Annotated in this window: 13 protein-coding genes; 10 read left to right on the top strand and 3 right to left on the bottom strand. The window is 64.6% G+C overall.

Annotated elements, in window-relative coordinates; genetic code table 11:
- The 7 genes from J9889_RS01630 (at position 1) to J9889_RS01600 (ending at position 10,365) form a co-directional block, all read left to right on the top strand.
- Positions 1–2,961 (top strand): hypothetical protein, encoded by a 2,961-nt coding sequence (locus J9889_RS01630; protein WP_210555857.1) that lies wholly within the window; start codon positions 1–3, stop codon positions 2,959–2,961.
- Complete coding sequence (locus tag J9889_RS01625) at positions 2,961–3,779, top strand: FTR1 family protein (protein WP_210555856.1); 819 nt, start codon at positions 2,961–2,963, stop codon at positions 3,777–3,779. The genes J9889_RS01630 and J9889_RS01625 overlap by 1 nt, the downstream gene beginning before the upstream one ends.
- 95 nt (positions 3,780–3,874) lie before the next feature.
- Positions 3,875–5,299 carry an FAD-dependent oxidoreductase gene (locus J9889_RS01620; RefSeq protein WP_210555855.1) on the top strand — a complete coding sequence of 475 codons (1,425 nt, stop codon included), beginning with the start codon at positions 3,875–3,877 and terminating at the stop codon, positions 5,297–5,299.
- Positions 5,300–5,428: 129 nt separating this feature from the next.
- Entirely contained in the window at positions 5,429–5,989 is a 561-nt protein-coding gene (locus J9889_RS01615) for a hypothetical protein (protein WP_210555854.1), read from the top strand.
- A 106-nt stretch (positions 5,990–6,095) separates the two neighbouring features.
- On the top strand, positions 6,096–7,358 hold the full coding sequence (locus J9889_RS01610; RefSeq protein WP_210555865.1) for a hypothetical protein: 1,263 nt from the start codon (positions 6,096–6,098) through the stop codon (positions 7,356–7,358).
- 69 nt (positions 7,359–7,427) lie between these two features.
- Entirely contained in the window at positions 7,428–9,116 is a 1,689-nt protein-coding gene (locus J9889_RS01605) for a 6-pyruvoyl-tetrahydropterin synthase-related protein (RefSeq protein WP_210555853.1), read from the top strand.
- A gap of 52 nt (positions 9,117–9,168) precedes the next feature.
- Positions 9,169–10,365, top strand: coding sequence for a Bcr/CflA family multidrug efflux MFS transporter (locus tag J9889_RS01600; protein WP_010674385.1), 1,197 nt, complete (start codon positions 9,169–9,171; stop codon positions 10,363–10,365).
- A gap of 59 nt (positions 10,366–10,424) precedes the next feature.
- Here the strand turns inward: J9889_RS01600 and J9889_RS01595 are convergent, their stop codons facing one another.
- The 3 genes from J9889_RS01595 to J9889_RS01585 all read right to left on the bottom strand — a co-directional run bounded on the left by J9889_RS01595 (position 10,425) and on the right by J9889_RS01585 (position 13,057).
- The gene (locus tag J9889_RS01595) at positions 10,425–10,991 is read right to left on the bottom strand and encodes a pyridoxamine 5'-phosphate oxidase family protein (RefSeq protein WP_210555852.1); all 567 of its coding nucleotides are present in this window, start codon (positions 10,989–10,991) and stop codon (positions 10,425–10,427) included.
- A 33-nt stretch (positions 10,992–11,024) separates the two neighbouring features.
- Positions 11,025–12,449 (bottom strand): sodium:proton antiporter NhaD, encoded by a 1,425-nt coding sequence (nhaD, locus tag J9889_RS01590; RefSeq protein WP_210555851.1) that lies wholly within the window; start codon positions 12,447–12,449, stop codon positions 11,025–11,027.
- 134 nt (positions 12,450–12,583) lie between these two features.
- On the bottom strand, positions 12,584–13,057 hold the full coding sequence (locus tag J9889_RS01585) for a DUF4357 domain-containing protein (protein WP_010674381.1): 474 nt from the start codon (positions 13,055–13,057) through the stop codon (positions 12,584–12,586).
- A gap of 152 nt (positions 13,058–13,209) precedes the next feature.
- On the opposite strand from J9889_RS01585, the gene J9889_RS01580 reads away from it, so the two are divergent.
- The 3 genes from J9889_RS01580 (at position 13,210) to J9889_RS01570 (ending at position 17,564) form a co-directional block, all read left to right on the top strand.
- Positions 13,210–13,890 carry an ABC transporter ATP-binding protein gene (locus J9889_RS01580; RefSeq protein WP_210555850.1) on the top strand — a complete coding sequence of 227 codons (681 nt, stop codon included), beginning with the start codon at positions 13,210–13,212 and terminating at the stop codon, positions 13,888–13,890.
- A gap of 21 nt (positions 13,891–13,911) precedes the next feature.
- Positions 13,912–16,338: an FtsX-like permease family protein gene (locus J9889_RS01575; protein WP_210555849.1), complete on the top strand. Its 2,427-nt coding sequence runs from the start codon at positions 13,912–13,914 to the stop codon at positions 16,336–16,338.
- 185 nt (positions 16,339–16,523) lie between these two features.
- On the top strand, positions 16,524–17,564 hold the full coding sequence (locus J9889_RS01570) for a lipocalin-like domain-containing protein (RefSeq protein ID WP_210555864.1): 1,041 nt from the start codon (positions 16,524–16,526) through the stop codon (positions 17,562–17,564).
- Positions 17,565–18,140: the final 576 nt, after the last annotated feature.

The raw sequence follows: 18,140 nt of genomic DNA, 5'->3' as shown, positions 1-18,140 counted from the left end.
ATGTTGAAGTTGTTGTTATCCCTGATGTTGGCCGCCCTGCTGCTGGTGACCGCCTCGGCCCAGGAGATGGGCGCCGCCATGATTGCCTATGACGAGGGGAGCGCCCCGCGCCTCGTCACCGCCAACCAGAGTGCCGGCTCCGTCACCCTGCTCGAGCGGGGCACTGGCAAGCGCCTCAACGAGGTGCAGCTGGGGGGCGACCTGCGCCAGCTGGCCCGCGCCGATGACGGCACCCTGCTGGTCACCGATTACAGCGGCGATCGCCTGCTGCTCTTGGAGGATGATCTCGAGCAGGAAAAGGCGATCCCCACCGGCCATAGACCCTATGGCGTCATCTTCGATCCCAAGCGGCGCTGGTTCTGGGTCACGCTGTTCGAGGGAGGGCGCCTTCAGGCTTATGACAGGGCGGGCAACCTCCAGCTGGATGCAAAAACCGCCGAGACTCCCCGCGGGCTGGCACTGACCGACGACGATCGCCTGCTGCTCACCCACGCCATGACAGGCCAGCTCGCCATCTATGATCTCGCCAAACTTGAGAAGGGCGCTACCCTCCCCAAGCCCAAGCTCATCACCCTGGCGGAAACCCACAGCGATACCCCGAGCGACTCCCAGGGCTTGCCGCGCCTGCTGGACGGCATCGCCCTCTCCCCCGATGGCAGCGAAGCCTGGCTGCCCCACGTGCTCTGGAGTTTCGATCACCCCTTCCAGTTTCAGAGCACCGTCTTCCCGGCGGTTTCCATCATCGATCTCGATGAAGAGAAGGAGCGGGTCGATGAAAGAAAACAGCTCTTCTTGCAGATCAACCTGCCCAACGTCGGCAACCGCAGCCAGATCGTCTCCAACCCGTTCGCGGCGCGCTTCGCCGCCGATGGCAAGCGGGTCTACCTGACCCTGGCGGGCTCGGAAGATCTGCTGGTGTTCGACCTGTCGCGCAGCGGCAAGCAGAACAGCAACCGCCACCGCCGCAAGAAGTTTCAGGGGGGCGCCAAGGCGACCCAGCTCTTGCGTCACCTGCCGAGCCAGAATCCGCGCGATCTGCTGATCGATGGCAACCACATCCTGGTCCACAACGTCATGGGGCAGGATCTCACCCGTCTCAATAGCGGCAGTAGCGGCCCGTTTGCCCGGGTCACCGTGGACGTGCCCCACTTCGCCAAACTGGTAGAGACCGATCCCCGCCCCGCAGCCCTCAAGCGCGGCGAGCGGTTGTTCAACCTGGGTAATACCGCCGCCAACAGCCGCTTCCCCATGGCGGGGGACAACTGGATGAGCTGCAACTCCTGCCATCTGGACGGGTTCAACTTCACCAACCGCTATCTGATGGCGGCCCATCGCCAGCAGAGCGGTGACAACGCCATCAACGGCCACGCCAACCTCGCCAACATGGTGGCGGGGGACTTTATCGGCGAATACCTGCGCATGACCCAGCAGACCCAGGGCGGCATGGGCCATGACACCCGCGATGGGGCCGAGCCGGTCGACCCCGCGAGGCCCCAGCCCGAGGTGCAGGCGATGATGGAGGATCTGCACGCTTTCGTGACCAGTGACGGCAACCTCCCCTATCTGGCCAACTGGCTCAGGCTCGATGCCCCGCGCACGGATCCTGCCAAGGCGCCGACCACTCACCCGAAAGAATGGCTCACCTCCGCCTCCTGCCAGAACTGCCACCAACAGGCGTTCAAGGACTGGAGCGAGAGCAACCACCGGCTGATGGGCAACTCCCACCCCTACTACAAGGTGGTGCAGGCACTGGCCCGCGAAACCGAGGGCGAAGCCTTCGGCCAGTGGTGCCAGGGCTGTCACATGCCCCAGCAGGTGATGAACGGCCAGACTGATCTGCCCAAGGGCTCCCACATGTTCGAGCAGGGCGGCGCTTCGCTCATTGCCGCCCACAAGGCGGGTGAACCTGTGGTTGAGGAAGGGACTGGCTGCGTGCTCTGCCATCGCATCACCCGGCTCGAGGATGCAGGCGGCAACAGCGCCTTTACCGTGAATCTGAAAGACCGCGAGAGCTATGTGTTCGAGGATGCCCCGGGAGGCAGCCTCCAGCACTGGCTGGCGGAGCGGCAGATCAACGCCCGCCCCGCCATGCACAAGGCCTCCTACCAGAAGGATTTCTACCGGGACGCGGCCCTGTGCAAGTCGTGTCACAACGAGTTCGCCCCGGGCACCGGCGCCAATATCGTCAACACCTGGGATGAGTGGGAAAAATCCAGCTTCGCCAAAGCCGAAGATCCCGCCAAACGGCGCACCTGCATCGACTGCCACATGAATCCGGAGCCGGGAAACGGCGGCGCGCCGGTGGCGGGCCAGTCCACCGAAAACGGCACAGTAAAAGAACGACTCTATCGCCACAACTTTACCGGCGCCCAGCACCAGCTGGTGGGGCTAAGAAGTGCAACCCTTGAGCAGGAGAGCCTGGCGCTCTTGCGCTCAAGCGCCACCCTCTCGGCCCGCATGGAAAACCAGAGTGGCCAACCCGCGCTGGTAGTGAGAGTCGCCAATACCGGCGCAGGCCATGCCCTGCCCACCGGGGTCGCCGATTTCCGTGAACTCTGGCTGGAGCTGACCGTCACCGACGCCAGCGGCAAGCTGGTGCTTGAAAGCGGCCAGCCGGTGAACGGCGCCGTCCCTGAGGATGCGCGGCTATTTAGAAAAGTGTTCGGCGATGCCGAAGGCAAGCCGGTGGGGCTCAAGTTCTGGCGCTACGCCAAGCTCCTTGAAGACACCCGCATCCCGGCCGATGGCTGGCGCGATGAAGTCTGGCCACTGCCGGCGGATGCTCAGGGGCCCTTCAAGGCCGATATCAGACTCAATTTCCGCACCTACCCCAAGTGGGTCAATGATGCGGTGCGCGCCGCCGAGCCGAGCTTGCCGGAGCCACCCATAGTGCAACTCAATCGGCTGCAACTGACCCTGCAGCCCCTCCCCCTCACGCCCGATACGGAGCCTCAATCCTGATGTTCGCAAGTTTTCTCATTACCCTGCGCGAGGGGCTGGAAGCCTTCCTGCTGGTCGGCATCTGCCTCTCCTACCTCGCCAAGCTGGGGGCAAGCCGCTACAACAAGTTCATCTATCTGGGGGTGGGCCTAGGTCTCGTCGCCTCCCTTGTCGTCGCCTTCCTGTTCCAGGTGGTGGTGAGCCAGTTCGAGAGCGAACGTTACAACCACCTCTTGATGGCGGGGATCCTGATCTTCGCCACCCTGGTGCTCACTTATATGGCTATCTGGATGCAAAAACAGGCCAAATCCCAGGTGGGGGCCATGACGGCGCGCATCGATGCCGCCATCGACGGTGGCAACCTGTTTGGTCTGGTGCTGCTCGCCTTCCTGGCGGTGATGCGCGAAGGCTTTGAAACCGTGCTCTTCTTCTCGGCCCTGGTTTACTCCGGGCAAGGGGTGGATCTGCACCAGGGGCTGATGGGCGCGCTAGCGGGGCTGCTGGTCTCTGTGGTGCTGGTGTGGGGGCTGCTGCGCTCCACCCGCAAGGTGGCGCTGGCCCCCTTCTTCCGCTGGACCGGCCTGCTCATCATCATCATCGCCGCAGGCTTGCTCTCGTCCGCCGTCAACATGTTGCAGGCAGCGGACGTCATCACCTTCTGGACCACGCCTGTCTTCAACATCAGCCACATCCTCGACGATCAGGGGGTATTCGGCACCTTCCTGCGCGCCCTGTTTGGCTACAACGCCTCACCGGCCGGCCTGCAGTTGCTGACCTGGGCCAGCTACCTGGTGATCTTCGTCACCGTCTGGCATCGCAACTATCGTCCCCAGCGCTGATCGCCCAGCGCGGCGCAGCAGCGGATGACAAGGCGGCTCAGCGGGGCCGCCTTTTCCACTTTTTCTCTTTTGGTCAGCATTTCGGATAAAGAGTCATGAGCGACAACAACACACAACACATAGCGGTACTGGGTGCCGGCCCTGCCGGTCTGATGGCCGCCTGGCGCCTGCGCCAGGCCGGTTTTGCGGTCACCCTGTTCGAGCAGGAGAGCGTGGTGGGCGGCATGTGCGCCACCCAGACCTTCAAGGGGCGCGACGGCGAGTATCGCTTCGACTACGGCGGCCACCGCTTCATCACCAAGAACCCCGAGCTGCTCGCCTTTATCGACGAGCTGATGGGGGACGACCTGCTCCACGCCGAGCGAAAGAGCGTGATCCGCTTTGGCGGGCGTACCTATGACTACCCCTTGAACCTGCCCAATTTGCTCAAGACGGCGCCGCTGCCCCTGATGGCCGGTGCGGTGAAGGATCTGCTGCTGTTGCCCTTTGCCAAGAAGCCCACCGATTTTGCCAAGGCGAGCTTTGCCGAGTGGATCCAGAGCCACTTCGGTCGCACCCTCTACCGCCAGTTCTTCGAGGGCTACACCGGCAAGTTGTGGGGCATCAACCCGGACAAGCTCTCAGCCGACTGGGCTGGCCAGCGCATCAGCCTGATCGATCTCAAAGACGTGGCGCGCCGCCTGTTGCCAAGGCGCAACGGCAGCATGTCGGTGCGCACCTATGCCCGCAAATATCGTTATCCAAAGTATGGCTTTGGCCAGATCTTCACCACCCTGGGGGAGCGGCTGGTGACAGAGGGCGTCACACTCAAGACCGGCGCCACCATCACCCGCCTCGAGCAGACCGATGGCCGCATCGAACGGGTGTATTGGTCACAAGATAATGTGGAGCAGAGCGAGCGATTTGATCAGGTGATCTCCACCCTGCCGCTGCCGCTCACCTGCCAGCATCTGGGCTTGCCGTGCGATCTCCACTACCGGTCGCTTCGCTTCGTCAATATGCCCCTCAAACAGGAGAACCTGTCGGACAACACCTGGCAGTACCTCTCCGACCCCCATATTCTGGCGACCCGTCTGCAGGAGCCGCGCCGGCGCAGCCCCTTTATGGCGCCACAGGGGCAAACATCCGTGATGCTGGAGATCCCCTGCAATCCGGGGGATGCCACCTGGCAGGCACCGCTCTCTGATCTGCGCGGTCGGGTCACCGCCGATCTGGCGAGCCTCGGCGTCGATACCCAGAAGCTCGGCGATGAGACTTTTGAAGCACGTAGCGAGTACGCCTATCCGCTGATGGATCTGGGCTATCAGGCCCGTCGCAACGAAGCCATCAAGGCGCTGATGCCCATCACCAACCTCATCATGACCGGCCGTCAGGGGACATTCCGCTACATCTTCACCGACACCGCCATGGAGATGGGGATGATGGCCGCCGACATGGTGATCGACGGGGTGGACAGACGCCACGCCATCTTCAATCATCGCAACGAAAATACCGTCATTGAAACCCAGAGCGTGGCGTGAACACGATGATTGGTGTTCAACAGGCAGACAGACGCCGCAACACCTTCAATCATCGCAACGAAAACACCGTGATCGAAACCCAGAGCGTGGCCTGAGTGCCGCGCCATTGGCATAAGTAAGGAGAACAGGATGACCATCCGCCCGGGTTTACTCGCCCTCACCCTGCTGCTTTCCCTGAGCGGTCAGGCGCAGGCTTACTCCTACGCCGCCGCCGGCAAGGAGCCGCTGATCGATGCCCGCGAAGCACTGCTGGGCGCCGCCACTGACGGCAAGGATGCCAGTGCCACCTTGAGCGACATCGCCGAGGAGCTGACCTATCTGGAAGAGCACCACAAGGTGAAGCTGCAAGCACCGCTGGCCGCCGCCATCAAGGCCAAAGACGCCGCAGCTACCGCCGCCCTGCTCAACCGGGCCTACAAGGCGGAGATCGAGCGCCGCCTCGAAGGGGCCAGCCAGAACCTTGGCGACTACCAGACCGCCAAGGTGCTGGTGGTCAAGAGCAAGCGCTTCCTCGACTTGATCCTCCCCTCCCTCGATGAAGGGGATCGCAAGGCCGCCGAACAGGCGCTGGCCAAGGTGCTCGATGCCATCGGCAACCCGGGAGTGTTCGGGGTGGGCGCCAAGCCCGCCGATGCCACCGCCTTTAGCGATGCCGAAAAAGCGCTGATGGCCGTGCTGGCGCCGCTTTGATGGCCTCTCATCGATGACGACGGCCCCCCTCATCCCCAACCCTTCTCCCGCAAGGGGAGAAGGGGGGCGTCGTCACGGCCGATTACGCTTCGCCACTCGACTCTACTTGCTTGCCCTGCTTCAACTGGCCTGGCTTGGCTGGCTGCTGACCTTCCCCGTGGCGCTCGATTCCGACGATGCCCTCAACTTCGCCCACGGGGTGACTCGCTTTAGCGTGCTGGAGTTCTCCCCCCACTTTCCAGGCTACCCCGCCTTTATCTGGCTGGCACGGCTGATCAATCTGGTGGTGGACGATCCGGCCCGGGCGGTGCTGTGGGCAAGCCTCTTGGGGAGCAGTTTGCTGGCGCCGCTTGCCGCCTACCTCGCGGTCAGATTGTGGCAGCGGCCAAGCCTGCTGGCGCCGGTCTGGCTGCTGGTATTGGCCCTGCCGCTCACCCCGACGCTCGCCCTCTCCGGCCTGTCCGACGGGCCGGCGCTCGCGGCCTGGCTGGGCGCGCTGCTGGCCTTGCAACAGCGCAAGATAGCGCTGGCGGGTTTGCTGTTGGGCCTCATGCTGGCGCTGCGCCCCTCCTACTTCGTGCTGGCCCTGCTGCCCCTTTGGCTTGGGATGGCGCAGCAGGGCAACCGCGTCAGATTTGTGCTCCCTATCGCGCTGGTAGGGCTAGCCTGCCTGCTGTTTGTCTGGCAGGCCGACGGCTGGGCCTATTTTGCCGAGGGGCGGCGCTTTACCGACGGCCACTTTACCCTGTGGGGCAACACGGCGGCAGCCCACGGGGATCGACTGCTGAGCTGGGCGAATACCTTCAACGATCAGCTCACCCCACTCTGGCCCCTCTTGATGGGGGCCTTGCTGATACTGCCGCTCTGGCAACGCTCAAAGGATCACAATCCAGCCCCCTCCGTGCTCTGGCCCCTCTACTGGCTCGTTCTGCTGCTGTGGACCCTGGTTGGCCAGAATCCGGACAATCCCCGCCATCTCGCGCCCATCACCCTGCTCGGCCTCGTGCTGCTGGCAGGCTGGCTGCCACGCCGAGGAGTTGGGCTGGTCGCGTTGGCCGGATTGCTGCTGCTCGCGGTGACCTTCACCCCACCCCGCCCATCCGCCATGGTGCAGGCGGCCAGAGTCGCCGAAAAAAACTGCCCGGCGCTGGTGACCCAGTGGGGAGTGAGGCTGCTTAGGGAAACCACAACCCTGCCCGTCACCGACGGCTGGTACCGGGGGGATGCCGCCCTTGCGCTCACCCAGGGGGCCTGCCGCCTCAGCCGCCGCCCCCTGGGGGCAGAGGCGCTACCAGGCCCTTATGACACCCTCTGGTTTGCCCCCCGCTTTCACGCCGAACCCGGCCTCTGGCTCGCCCTGCCCCGCTGAACCGGGCACTTGCGAGGGCATCGCACGACTCGTCTACACTCACAGCCGGGTCTGTCAGGAACCAGTGCAATGGAAAGAAACACGAGCGGAACCGGGGAGGGGATACGGGTCGCGCTGGCCCTGTTGCTGGCCTGCGCCCTGCTGATGCTGCCGCTCTGGTGGCAGGGGGGCAGCCAAGGGCACGATCTGTTCCACCACCTGCTCTCCGGCCACTACTTTGCCCGTCAGCTCTGGCAGGGGGAACTCTATCCCCGCTGGCTGATGGCCATGAACGGCGGCTTCGGCAGCCCCACCTTCTTCTTCTATCCCCCGCTCCCCTACTACGTCAGCGCCCTCTTTGCCGGGCCCGGTGCCCACCCCCAGCAGGCCATCTACCCTTTGCTTGGCAGCGCCACCCTGGCCCTGCTGCTCTCCGGGGTGTTTGCCTATCTGTGGCTGCGTGCCACCACGCCCCCTGGCCGGGCCCTGGCCGCCAGCCTGCTCTATCTGGCGCTGCCCTATCATGTCGCCATGGATCTCTATGCCCGCTTCGCCCTGGCGGAGTTCTGGGCCTTCGCCTGGGTTCCCCTTATCCTGCTGGGGCAGGATCTCGCCCACCGCGGACGACCTCAGGGGTTGCCCCTGCTGATCCTGGGGCTGGCGCTGCTGGCCTTCTCCCACCTCCCCAGCCTCTTGCTCATGATGGGGCTGGTCACCTTGCGCGCCTTCTGGTTCGCCAGACGCACCCGCACTCTGACGCCCTGCTGGCAAGCCCTCGTCGCCCAGGGGGTGGGGCTTTGCATGGCAGCCGCCCTGCTGCTGCCCGCCCTGGCGGATCAGGGGGCCATCTCCATGGAGCTGATGCGTGGCGGCATGTTCGACTACAGGCGCAACTTTCTTGACCGCCTGCCCAGCGCCTGGGAGGACTGGCGTTTTCGCGGTCACCTGGCGTGGCAGAGCATGCTGACCCTGGTCCTGCTGCTCATCGCCTGGGCAGCCGCCCGGGAGCCGCGCCACCCCGAGCTGCTGTGCTGGGGGGCGATCGGCGTCGTCGCCTTCCTGATGATGCTGCCCCCGAGCCAGCCTCTCTGGAGCCTGCTTCCCCCCTTGCAGCGGGTGCAGTTTCCCTGGCGGCTCAACCTGGTGCTCGCCCTTGCCACGGTCGCCGTGGTGGCGCTCGGCGCCCAGCCCCATCGTCTCTGGCAGGGGCTCTGGTGGGGAGTATTTCTGCTGACCCTCCTCTCCACCCTGGCCTATGTGCGTCACGCCCCCCTCACCCAGGCCCCCGAACGGGAAGCCATGGCATTCGAGTTCGACAGCAAGCGCAGTGCCCGGGAATACAGGCCAAGGCAGGTGCCGGGGGGCATGTTCGCCCCGACCCTGCTCGCCTGGAAGGAGGAATTCCAGCCGCCCGTCAGCGCCGAACCCCCAGGCGCAAGCTGGAGCCTGACCCGCTGGCAACCCCGCGCCCTGGCGCTGGAGATCAAGGCCCGGGTGCCGACACGGCTGGTCCTGCACCAATACCATTACCCCGGCTGGGAGGCCCGCCTCGACGGGCACCTGGCGCTGACGGTGAGCGCCAATCGCCAGGGGTTGATGCAACTCTGGGTTCCGGCGGGCCACCACAGCCTCACCCTGACCCTGGCGGCACGCTGGCCGGAGCACACCGGCAATGCCCTCTCCCTGCTCGGATGGCTTGCCTGGCTCTGGCTGCTCTGGCACCGCACCAGACAAAAGGGCATCGGGCAGGATGCACCTGATCGCGCCCGCCAAAACTGATAGACTCAACACCTGCCTCTTAACCCGGCCCAGCCCACGACTCGGATACCCTATGCCCCAAGCCAGCTCCCTCTCCCCCCGTTTCCTCTTCATCCTGCTCGGTGCCCTGGCGGGCCTGACTCCCCTCGCGGTGGACATGTATCTGCCCGCCATTCCCGCCATCGCCCGGGATCTGGCTACCAGCATCGACGGCGCCCAGCTCACCATCAGCGCCTTCCTGGGGGGCTTTGCCATCGGTCAGCTCTTTTACGGGCCGCTCGCCGACAGCTTCGGCAGAAAGCCGGTGATCCTGGCGGGCCTGACGATGTTTGCCGTGGCCTCCGTGGGCTGCGCCATGGCGGACTCCCTGCCTGAGCTCCTCGCCTGGCGCATGTTGCAGGCCGCAGGGGGCGCCGCGGGTTCCGTGGTGGTCAATGCGCTGCTGCGCGACCTGTTCGAGAAGGATGCGTTTTCCCGCGCCATGTCCTTCGTCATCCTGGTGATGACCCTCGCCCCCCTGGTGGCCCCGGTGGTGGGGGGGTACATCAGCGCTCACAGCGACTGGCGGGTCATCTTCTGGCTGCTGGTGGCCATCAGCCTGCTCATCTGCCTGGTGATGCAGTGGAAGATTGAGGAGACCCTCAAACCCGAGCACAAGCAGCCCCTGCGGCTCGGGCAGGTGCTTCGCAACTACTGGGGTGTGCTCTCCCACCGCGGTGCCATGGGCTATGTGCTGTGCGGCGCCCTGTCGAGCTCCGGCATGTTCGCCTTCCTGAGCGCCTCCCCCTATGTCTACATCGAGTATTTCAAGGTGCCGACCGAGCACTATGGCTGGCTCTTTGGCCTCAATATCCTGCTGATGATGGTGGTCACCTTCGCCAACAGTCGGCTGGTGAAAGGGGTGGGTGCCGAACGCATGCTGCGATACGGCCTGACCGTGCTGCCGCTGGCCGGGGCCCTGCTCATCTACAACGCCTGGAGCCAGACCGGCGGCCTGTGGGGCATCGTCATCCCTGTGGTGCTCTTCGTCGGCCACATCAGCCTGGTGGGGGCCAACGCCATGACCGGCCTGATGGGCCACTTCCCCCAGTCCGCAGGCACCGCCTCGGCGCTGGCGGGCACCCTGCGCTTTGGCCTTGGGGCCCTGGTGGGGGTCCTGGTCAACCTCAATCCCCCCGAATCGCCGCTCCCCATGGCCATCGCCATCGCCGGTTGCGGCCTGGGGTCGGCCCTCAGTTACTGGCTGCTGAGCGGCAAGCGCGTCCCCTGATGCCTTGTAATGAAAAAGCCCTGTCCATGGACAGGGCTTTTTGCATCGGGGCGCAGGCCTCAGTCATCGGCCTGCAACCCGCTGCGCGCCAGGATCTCGCTCTCCAGCCCATCCAGGCTTAGCTGGTTCTTCTTGCGCCAGTAGGCCTCTATCCCCTCCTGCCCCTGCCGCTCGGACCAGTTGGCAAGATCCTCCCTGTCCCCCTGGTACTCATACAGAGGCACCGACATGCCGCACGACGTCTGGACCCGTTCAATGTTCAGCAGGAAGATCTGGCGAGCCGCGACACTTGGGGGGAACAGCGCCAGCAACGACGGCCACTGCGGATCAGTGCGGTGCAGCACCCGTGCCTGACCATAGGCCCGCAGAATAAGCGGCGCCCCCTCGAAGGCGCAGAACATCACCGTCATGCGCGGCTGTTGCAGCACCTGGGCCGCGGACTCGTTGCCGCTGCCGGTCAGGTTGAGCCAGGCCAGGGTGTGGGCATCGAGGACGCGCAGCGAATCCCCGCCCTTGGGGGAGAGATTGACCGATCCCTTCGCGGCCGCCGTGCCGACGAAGAAGATCTTCTGCCCCTCGATAAAGGTGACATGGCGCGGCAAAAGCGCCTCGAACAGTTGTCCCATCCTGCCTCTCCCTGGTGCCTGGAACCGGGTTGCCTAAAACAGGGCGCTGTTGAGCCACAGGTGCGCCCCTATGCCGACCATATAACCAAGCAAAATGGCAGGCAACCACTTGAGGTGCCCGACGAAGGTATACATGCCCCTGGCCTGCCCCATCAGGGCCACCCCGGCGGCGGAGCCGACCGAAAGCAGACTGCCCCCCACCCCGGTGGTCAATGTCACCAGCAGCCACTGCCCCGTGCTCATCTGCGGCTCCATGGAGAGCACGGCGAACATCACCGGAATGTTGTCGATCAGGGCGGAGAGCAGGCCGATGGTGACGTTGGCCAGGGTCGGATCGCCGCCGTCATAGAGGAAATGGGATGCAAGCGCCAGATACCCCATAAACCCGAGGCCGCCGACGCACATCACCACCCCGTAGAAGAAGAGCAGGGTGTCCCACTCCGCCTTGGCAATCTTGTTGAACACATCGAACGGCACCACCGAGCCCAGACGCAGCAGCCTGGCCTCGTCCCCGGTGCGCTCATACAGCGCCCGTGCCCGGGCCAAGGTAACGGGCTGGGTCTTTCGCAGATAGAAACTGAAAAATTGCAGGTAGCCCAGCCCCATCATCATGCCGAGCACGGGGGGCAGCCCCAGGAAGTGATGGCAGGCGACGGCGGTCACTATGGTGAGCACAAAGAGCAACACGATGACAACGGCGCCGCGCCTTGGCACCACCATCTCGCCCGGCATGGCGGGCACCAGACGGGGCACCATCAGGCTCATCAGGGTGGCCGGCACCAGGAAGTTGAGCAGGGCGGGGATGAAGAGCAGCAAGAACTGCTGGAACGGCACCTTGCCCGCCTGCCACACCATCAGGGTGGTGATGTCGCCAAAGGGGCTGAAGGCGCCGCCCGCATTGGCTGCCACGACGATGTTGATGCAGGCCAGGTTGATGAAGCGGCGCTCCCCGTTGGCCACGTTGAGGACCACTGAGCACATCAGCAGCGCCGTGGTGAGGTTGTCCACCACGGGGGAGATGAAAAAGGCGAGAAAACCGGTGAGCCAGAAGAGCGTACGCAGGCTGAATCCCGCCTGCACCAGGCGTACCCGCAGCACGGCGAACAGCAGCCTGTCTTCCATGGCGTTCACATAGGTCATGGCCACCAGCAAGAAGAGCATCAGCTCGGCATACTCCAGCAGGTTGTGCCGAAACCCGGCCTGAACCAGCTCGCTTTGCCCCTGCCCCGCATAGACCAGGCCGATGGCTATCCAGATGATGCCGGCGGCCACCAGCACCGGCTTGGATTTTCGCAGCTTCAGGTACTCCTCGGCCATCACCAGGGCATAAGCCAGGGCGAAGATGGCGAGGGCGAAGAGCCCGACCCCGCTGTGGGTCAGATCGAGGGGGCCGTTGCCCGCAACTGCGGGGGCACTGAGCAGGGCCGCCCCGGGCACGAGGCGAAGGAGTCCAGACATGGCGGCATCTCCTGGCAGGCGTCTGGCATTGAGGCTAGCAGCGCAAAGGGAAGCCGCCTCTTTGTCATCCTGATGAGCGGCCCGCCGCGGGCTCTCAGGCAAACATGAGCGAGGCCCGTTGCCGGGCCCCGTCATCAGGAGGTCTTCTTGCCAAAACCCGATTGCTTGAGGGTGTAGCCTGCGCTGTTTTGCCAGGCATCCAGCCCGCTTCGGTTGTTGCCCGCCACCAGGCTCGCGGCCAGGCTCGGGCTGTTGAAGAGCTGATCGGCGGTAAAGATGAAACCCCCTTCGGGGTGGGGAACGAGCACCCCCTTGCCCAGCAGCTCCTGGCGCAGCTCGATCACCGCCTCGCGCAGGGAGGCCGCATCCTCGCCGTTGGCAGTGGAGCCCGCCTGGACCATGAAACCGGGGTTTTGCCGCTTGCCCACCGGATAACCATGGGCCTCTGCCCCCTTGCCGTTGAAGTGGTAGAGCTCGCGCTCCCCCGGCTTGTTGTCGGAGAGGGCCTTTTGCAGGGTCATCAGCTCGTTGTAGATATCGATGGGGACCACGGCAGCCTGCTTGACGCCCTTGCTGTCGACGATAAAACTGACTTGCTTGTGTAACATCCTTGCTCATCCTGTGACCCATGGAAGGCCCTATTCTAACCACCTCAGGCGAGCGGGATCCAGCGAGGATCCCCATCCCTTTTGCAGGCGCGATCACTAACTGGCATAGTGACGGACATTGTGAAAGCCATTGACCATCAAACGGTTATCCCATGCTTAGCCTGCGCAACCTCAGTAAACGCTTCGCCAACGGCGGCGAGACGCTCCCCCTGTTTGAGGGGCTGGATCTCGCCCTCACCCCGGGGGAAACCTGCCTGCTGCTGGGGCAAAGCGGCTGTGGCAAGTCCACCCTGCTCAACCTCATCGCCGGTCTCATCGCCCCGGACGAGGGGGAGATCTGGCTGGAAGAGACCCGCCTCGACACCCAGCCTGCGGACGAGCGGGCCCGCCTGCGTGGCCGCCATTTCGGCATCGTCTATCAGGATTTCAACCTGCTGCCGACCCTGACCGTGGCCGAGAACCTCGCCCTGCCCCTTCAGATAAACAACCTGCCCCAGGACGATGGGCGCCTCGATGCCCTGCTCGCGCGCCTTGGCATGAGCCACAAACGCCACGCCTGGCCGGAACAGCTCTCCGGCGGCCAGCGCCAGCGGGTGGCGCTGGCCCGCGCCCTCATTCATCAGCCCCGTTGGCTGCTCGCCGACGAACCCACCGGGAGCCTTGATGAACACAACGCCGAGCAGGTGATGGCCCTGATGATGAGCGCGGTGCGCGATACCGGCGCCGGTCTCTTGCTGGTGAGCCACAACCCGGGCTATGGCGACCTGGCGGATCTGGTGCTGCGCCTTGAAGGGGGGCAGCTGGTCGAGCTCAAGGGGCGCCGCCATGGCTGACGTCTGCCGGGAGGCCTGCTGATGTTGCCGCTCAAGGCGCTGCTGCGCCTCTATCGCGCTCACCCCTGGTTGCTCTTGATGAGCCTGGCCGGGCTCACCCTCGGGGTCACCCTGGTGGTGGCCATCGAGCTCTTGAACCACAGCGCCCGCACCAACTTCGTCGCTGCCCGCAGCCAGCTCGCCGGGGAGGCCAACTACCGCCTGGCCCCCCAGGGGGGCCTGGATGAGCAAGTCTACGTGAGGCTGGTGCGAAGCCAGCCGAACCTTGACGCCATGCCAGAGCTTCACGCCTGGCTCAAGGACGAGCAGGGGCGCAGCTTCCAGTTGCTGGGGATGGATCTCTTCAACCCCGGCCCCCTGCGCCGCCTCTTTGGCGATGCGCCAGACAGCCAACCCGATGTCTCGTTGAATCGCGCCGACAGTGTCTGGCTGGCCGCCCCCGAGGCGAGGCGCCTTGACTGGCAACCGGGCCAGTCGCGAACCTTTGTGCTGGGGGATGAGGGGCAACGCCCCCTGACCCTGACCCTGGCGGGCACCTTCGAGCCCGGCGCCGTCCCCATGGAGCGGCTGCTGGTGACCGACATCGGCCTCGCCCAGCCCCTGCTTGGCAAGGAAGGCAGACTGGATCGCATCGTCTTCAAGCTCAGCGAGCAAGAGGCCAATACCTTGCAAAGAGCCTTGCAGGCGGCCCTGCAATCCAATGCCCCCCATCAACCCCTCTGGCTTGAGCCCATCAGCCCGGCGCTCGATGCCAGCCAGCTCGGGGATGCGCTGGCCCTGAACCTTACCGCCCTCTCCCTGCTCGCCATGGCGGTGGGATTGTTTTTGGTGTTCAACGCCCAGCGCTTCGTGCAGAGCGTGCGCCGCCCCCTGCTCGCCCAGCTCATCATTCTCGGGATGCCGCCGCGCCGGGTGCTGCGCTGGCTGACCCTGGAGATCCTGATCCTCGCCACCCTCGGCACCCTGCTCGGGCTGCTGCTGGGGAGCCTGCTGGCCCTCGCCCTGATGGGGCAGCTCACCCAGGCGCTGGCCGATCTCTATGGCCCCAACCCCATCGACCTGCTGCGCCTCTCCCCGACGAGCCTTGGCAAGGCGCTGGTGATCGGCCTTCTGGGGATGCTTGCCGCCAACCTGCCCGGCTGGTGGCAACTGCTGCGCCAATCCCCCCTTGCGCTGCGAGAGGGCAACAGTCGCCCACCGGCTCACCCCTGGCAACGCCGGGGCCTTGCCATCGCCATTCTGCTGCTGTGCACCCTGTGTCTATGGCGGCCAGAAACCGGCCTTGGCGGCGCCCTCTTCGTGGCCGGAGGCTGGCTGCTCGCCATGGCCCTCCTGCTGCCCGATGCCCTTCGCTCCTTGCTGGGGCGGCTGCGTGCACGCGGCCCCCTCACCGCCCGGCTCGGGGTGGCCGAAACCCTCTATCACCTGGATCGCACCGCCATCGCGGTGATGGCGCTGCAACTGGCCATCGCCGCAGCCATCGGCATCGGGGTCATGGTGTCGAGCTTTCGCTCGAGCGTGGAGATCTGGCTCGGCCAGCGCCTGGCCGCCGATCTCTACGTCACCGCCCCCAAGGGGATGGCAGGCAGCAGGGGCGCCCTGGGCGAGCAGACCCTCAACACCATCCTCGCCGCGCCGGATGTGCGCGCCGCCTCCCGCCGCGCCGTGCTCCCCGCCCGCTGGCAGGGGCAGCCCATCGAGTGGGCGCAGATGGACTTTATTCCCGAGCTCAAAGCCGCCTATCCCCTGCTGGCCGGGCGCTGGCCCGCCACCCCCGACGAGGTGCTGGCGAGCGAACCGCTGACGGTACGCCTCGGGGTCAGGGTGGGCCAGCGCCTTGAGGTGAGCGGCGAGCAGGGGCCGCGAACGCTCACCGTCACCGGCGTCTATCAGGATTACGGCAGCGACAAGGGGCAGATACTGCACGCCTTCGAAGGGGGCAAGGTGCAATCCCTTGCCCTCTTCAGCCCGGATCCCGAGCACCTTGGCGACAGGCTCAGGAGCCAGTTTGGCGAGCAGGTGAACCTGTTGCCCGCCCCCGCCATCCACGCCGCCGCCCTCAGGGTGTTCGATCAGACCTTTGTGGTGACCGAGCTATTGAAGTTGCTCATTCTGGGGATCGCCTTCGTCGGCATCGGCTCGGCCTTCATGGTGCTGGGGCTGGCCCGGCGCGGCGAGTTGCAGACCCTGCAAAGCCTTGGCCTGAGCCCGCGGCACTGCCGCCGGCTGCTGGTGTGGCAAGGGGCGGGCCTCGGGCTGCTCACCGCATTGTTGGCCCTGCCGGTGGGCTATGGCCTCGCCTGGGTACTGATTGAGGTGGTCAACCCCCGCGCCTTCGGCTGGCGGCTGGCCTTCGAGGCCGCCCCCCTGCACGCCGTCACGGCGCTCCTGCTCGCCCCCGTCTGTGGCGCGCTCGCCTCCTGGTACGCCGCAAGGAGAGTGGTATGACATATCGGTTGGCGCTCTGGCTCAGCCATGGCTTGACGTTCCCATTGACCAGATCTCTGTCACCGCACTTGATTCAGCGCAGAGAAGCGCACAGAGCTGCCGCGAACCATCCCCTCTCCCTTCGGGAGAGGGCCAGGGTGAGGGGGATCTTGTCCTCTTTACAGACCCTGTGGCTTGCAGCCCTCTTGATCCCGCTTGTTGCCATAAGCGGCCACGCGCAGGCCAGCGATCTGGGGGCCATCCTTGGCGGTGGCAACGATCACTTCAAAAAGGCCCTGCCGGGTCACTCCATCAACCTGCCCGCGGATCACGCTGCTCACCCCGACTACCGCTCCGAGTGGTGGTATCTCACCGGCAACCTCAAAGACGAGCAGGGGCGCGGCTACGGCATGCAGTGGACCCTGTTTCGCCAAGGTATCGAGCAGGAGATAAAGTCCGACAACCCCTGGCTCCTACCCCAGCTCTGGCTGGCCCAGTTCGCCATCACGGATGTGAGCAAAGGCAGCCACCAGCAGGACGAGCGCACCAGCCGCCAGGGGCCAGGGCTCGCCGGTGCCAGCGGCGGTGAGTATTGGCTGAAAGAGTGGGTCTTGGCCTCTCAAGGGGAAGCGCTTTTTCCTGCCACCCTCAAGGTGCAGAGCAAGGCGGGGGATCTTGATGTGAAGGTGAGCGCCGCCAAGCCCGCGGTGCTACAGGGCAAAGCGGGTTACAGCGAGAAGAGCCCGGGCAACGCCTCCTTCTACTACTCCTACCCGCGCCTGACCATCAGCGGCACCCTGACCCTGGATGGGGAGACCCGCCACGTCAGCGGTGAGGGGTGGTTTGATCACGAGTGGAGCAGCTCGGTATTGGCCGAGTGGCAATCGGGCTGGGACTGGTTTTCGCTGCAATTTGACGATGGCCGCGAGCTGATGCTGTTTCGCCTGCGCACCAAGGCAGGACGCACTGAGCCCGAGAACCGCTACGGCATCCTGATTGAGCGGGACGGCAGCAGCCGGGTGCTGGCCCCTGCGCAGATCCGCCTCAGCCCCGGCAAGACCTGGCGCGGCCCCAAGGGGCAAGCCTACCCCATCGAGTGGCAGCTGGCAGCCGGCGATATGAAGCTCACCATCCAGGCTCGCCAACCCAATCAGGCCATGACGGGACGCTTCGACTACTGGGAGGGGGCGGTATCCGTCTCGGGAGACGCCAAGGGCGTCGGCTATCTGGAGATGACGGGGTATTGAACCCAAGGCCTGCCTCATTTCTCGCTGCGTCTCTTTGTGTGTTGCGGGGCGAAGTCTACGCCCCATTACCATCTCTACGGTTTGGTTCTGAGGCAACTTCCCAATAACAGCCAGCACCCAATATCCTGCCCTATCCAATTTCTGATCCCCATCAAAAATACTCACCAACCCACACCCAAAGTAAAACATTTTGCTCAACATATGCTGCTGTAATTGGTACCCTGTTTATGCGTCCCTCATAGCCCTAAAGGCAGCCAGGGAGCGACTACGGTTCGTACATCCTCAATCAGTTAACCACAGCACAATGGAGGCTATATTCCGTGCGGTAGTCGTGTGATTTAGTGAGTAATGAAATATAACTGGATACCAGTAAACACCATTGTTTTATAGTTAGGCAGGGTTTATAAAATCGAGATTGAGTGTGTTATACGGCCTTGTTGCTCAAATCGGGGAACTATCTGTCATCTCGGTGATCTGATCCTGTAGCGCAGTCTCCGAGAGCATCAGATGGGCAAGTCCAAGCACAAGATCAGCAACTGGCAGCAGTACAACCAAGCCTTGGTGCAACGCGGTTCG

Source organism: Aeromonas sp. PrichA-15 (assembly GCF_017939245.1).
GTDB lineage: Bacteria > Pseudomonadota > Gammaproteobacteria > Enterobacterales > Aeromonadaceae > Aeromonas > Aeromonas caviae.
The sequence above is the reverse complement of the archived record's forward strand: the minus strand, read 5'-3'. Positions and strand labels throughout refer to the sequence as shown.

Bases quoted from the DNA above. Each gene is read 5' to 3' on its own strand.
- J9889_RS01630 (WP_210555857.1), top strand. From the start codon at position 1: ATGTTGAAGTTGTTGTTATCCCTGATGTTGGCCGCCCTGCTGCTGGTG.
- J9889_RS01625 (WP_210555856.1), top strand. From the start codon at position 2,961: ATGTTCGCAAGTTTTCTCATTACCCTGCGCGAGGGGCTGGAAGCCTTC.
- J9889_RS01620 (WP_210555855.1), top strand. From the start codon at position 3,875: ATGAGCGACAACAACACACAACACATAGCGGTACTGGGTGCCGGCCCT.
- J9889_RS01615 (WP_210555854.1), top strand. From the start codon at position 5,429: ATGACCATCCGCCCGGGTTTACTCGCCCTCACCCTGCTGCTTTCCCTG.
- J9889_RS01605 (WP_210555853.1), top strand. From the start codon at position 7,428: ATGGAAAGAAACACGAGCGGAACCGGGGAGGGGATACGGGTCGCGCTG.
- J9889_RS01600 (WP_010674385.1), top strand. From the start codon at position 9,169: ATGCCCCAAGCCAGCTCCCTCTCCCCCCGTTTCCTCTTCATCCTGCTC.
- J9889_RS01595 (WP_210555852.1), bottom strand. From the start codon at position 10,991: ATGGGACAACTGTTCGAGGCGCTTTTGCCGCGCCATGTCACCTTTATC.
- nhaD (WP_210555851.1), bottom strand. From the start codon at position 12,449: ATGTCTGGACTCCTTCGCCTCGTGCCCGGGGCGGCCCTGCTCAGTGCC.
- J9889_RS01585 (WP_010674381.1), bottom strand. From the start codon at position 13,057: ATGTTACACAAGCAAGTCAGTTTTATCGTCGACAGCAAGGGCGTCAAG.
- J9889_RS01580 (WP_210555850.1), top strand. From the start codon at position 13,210: ATGCTTAGCCTGCGCAACCTCAGTAAACGCTTCGCCAACGGCGGCGAG.
- J9889_RS01575 (WP_210555849.1), top strand. From the start codon at position 13,912: ATGTTGCCGCTCAAGGCGCTGCTGCGCCTCTATCGCGCTCACCCCTGG.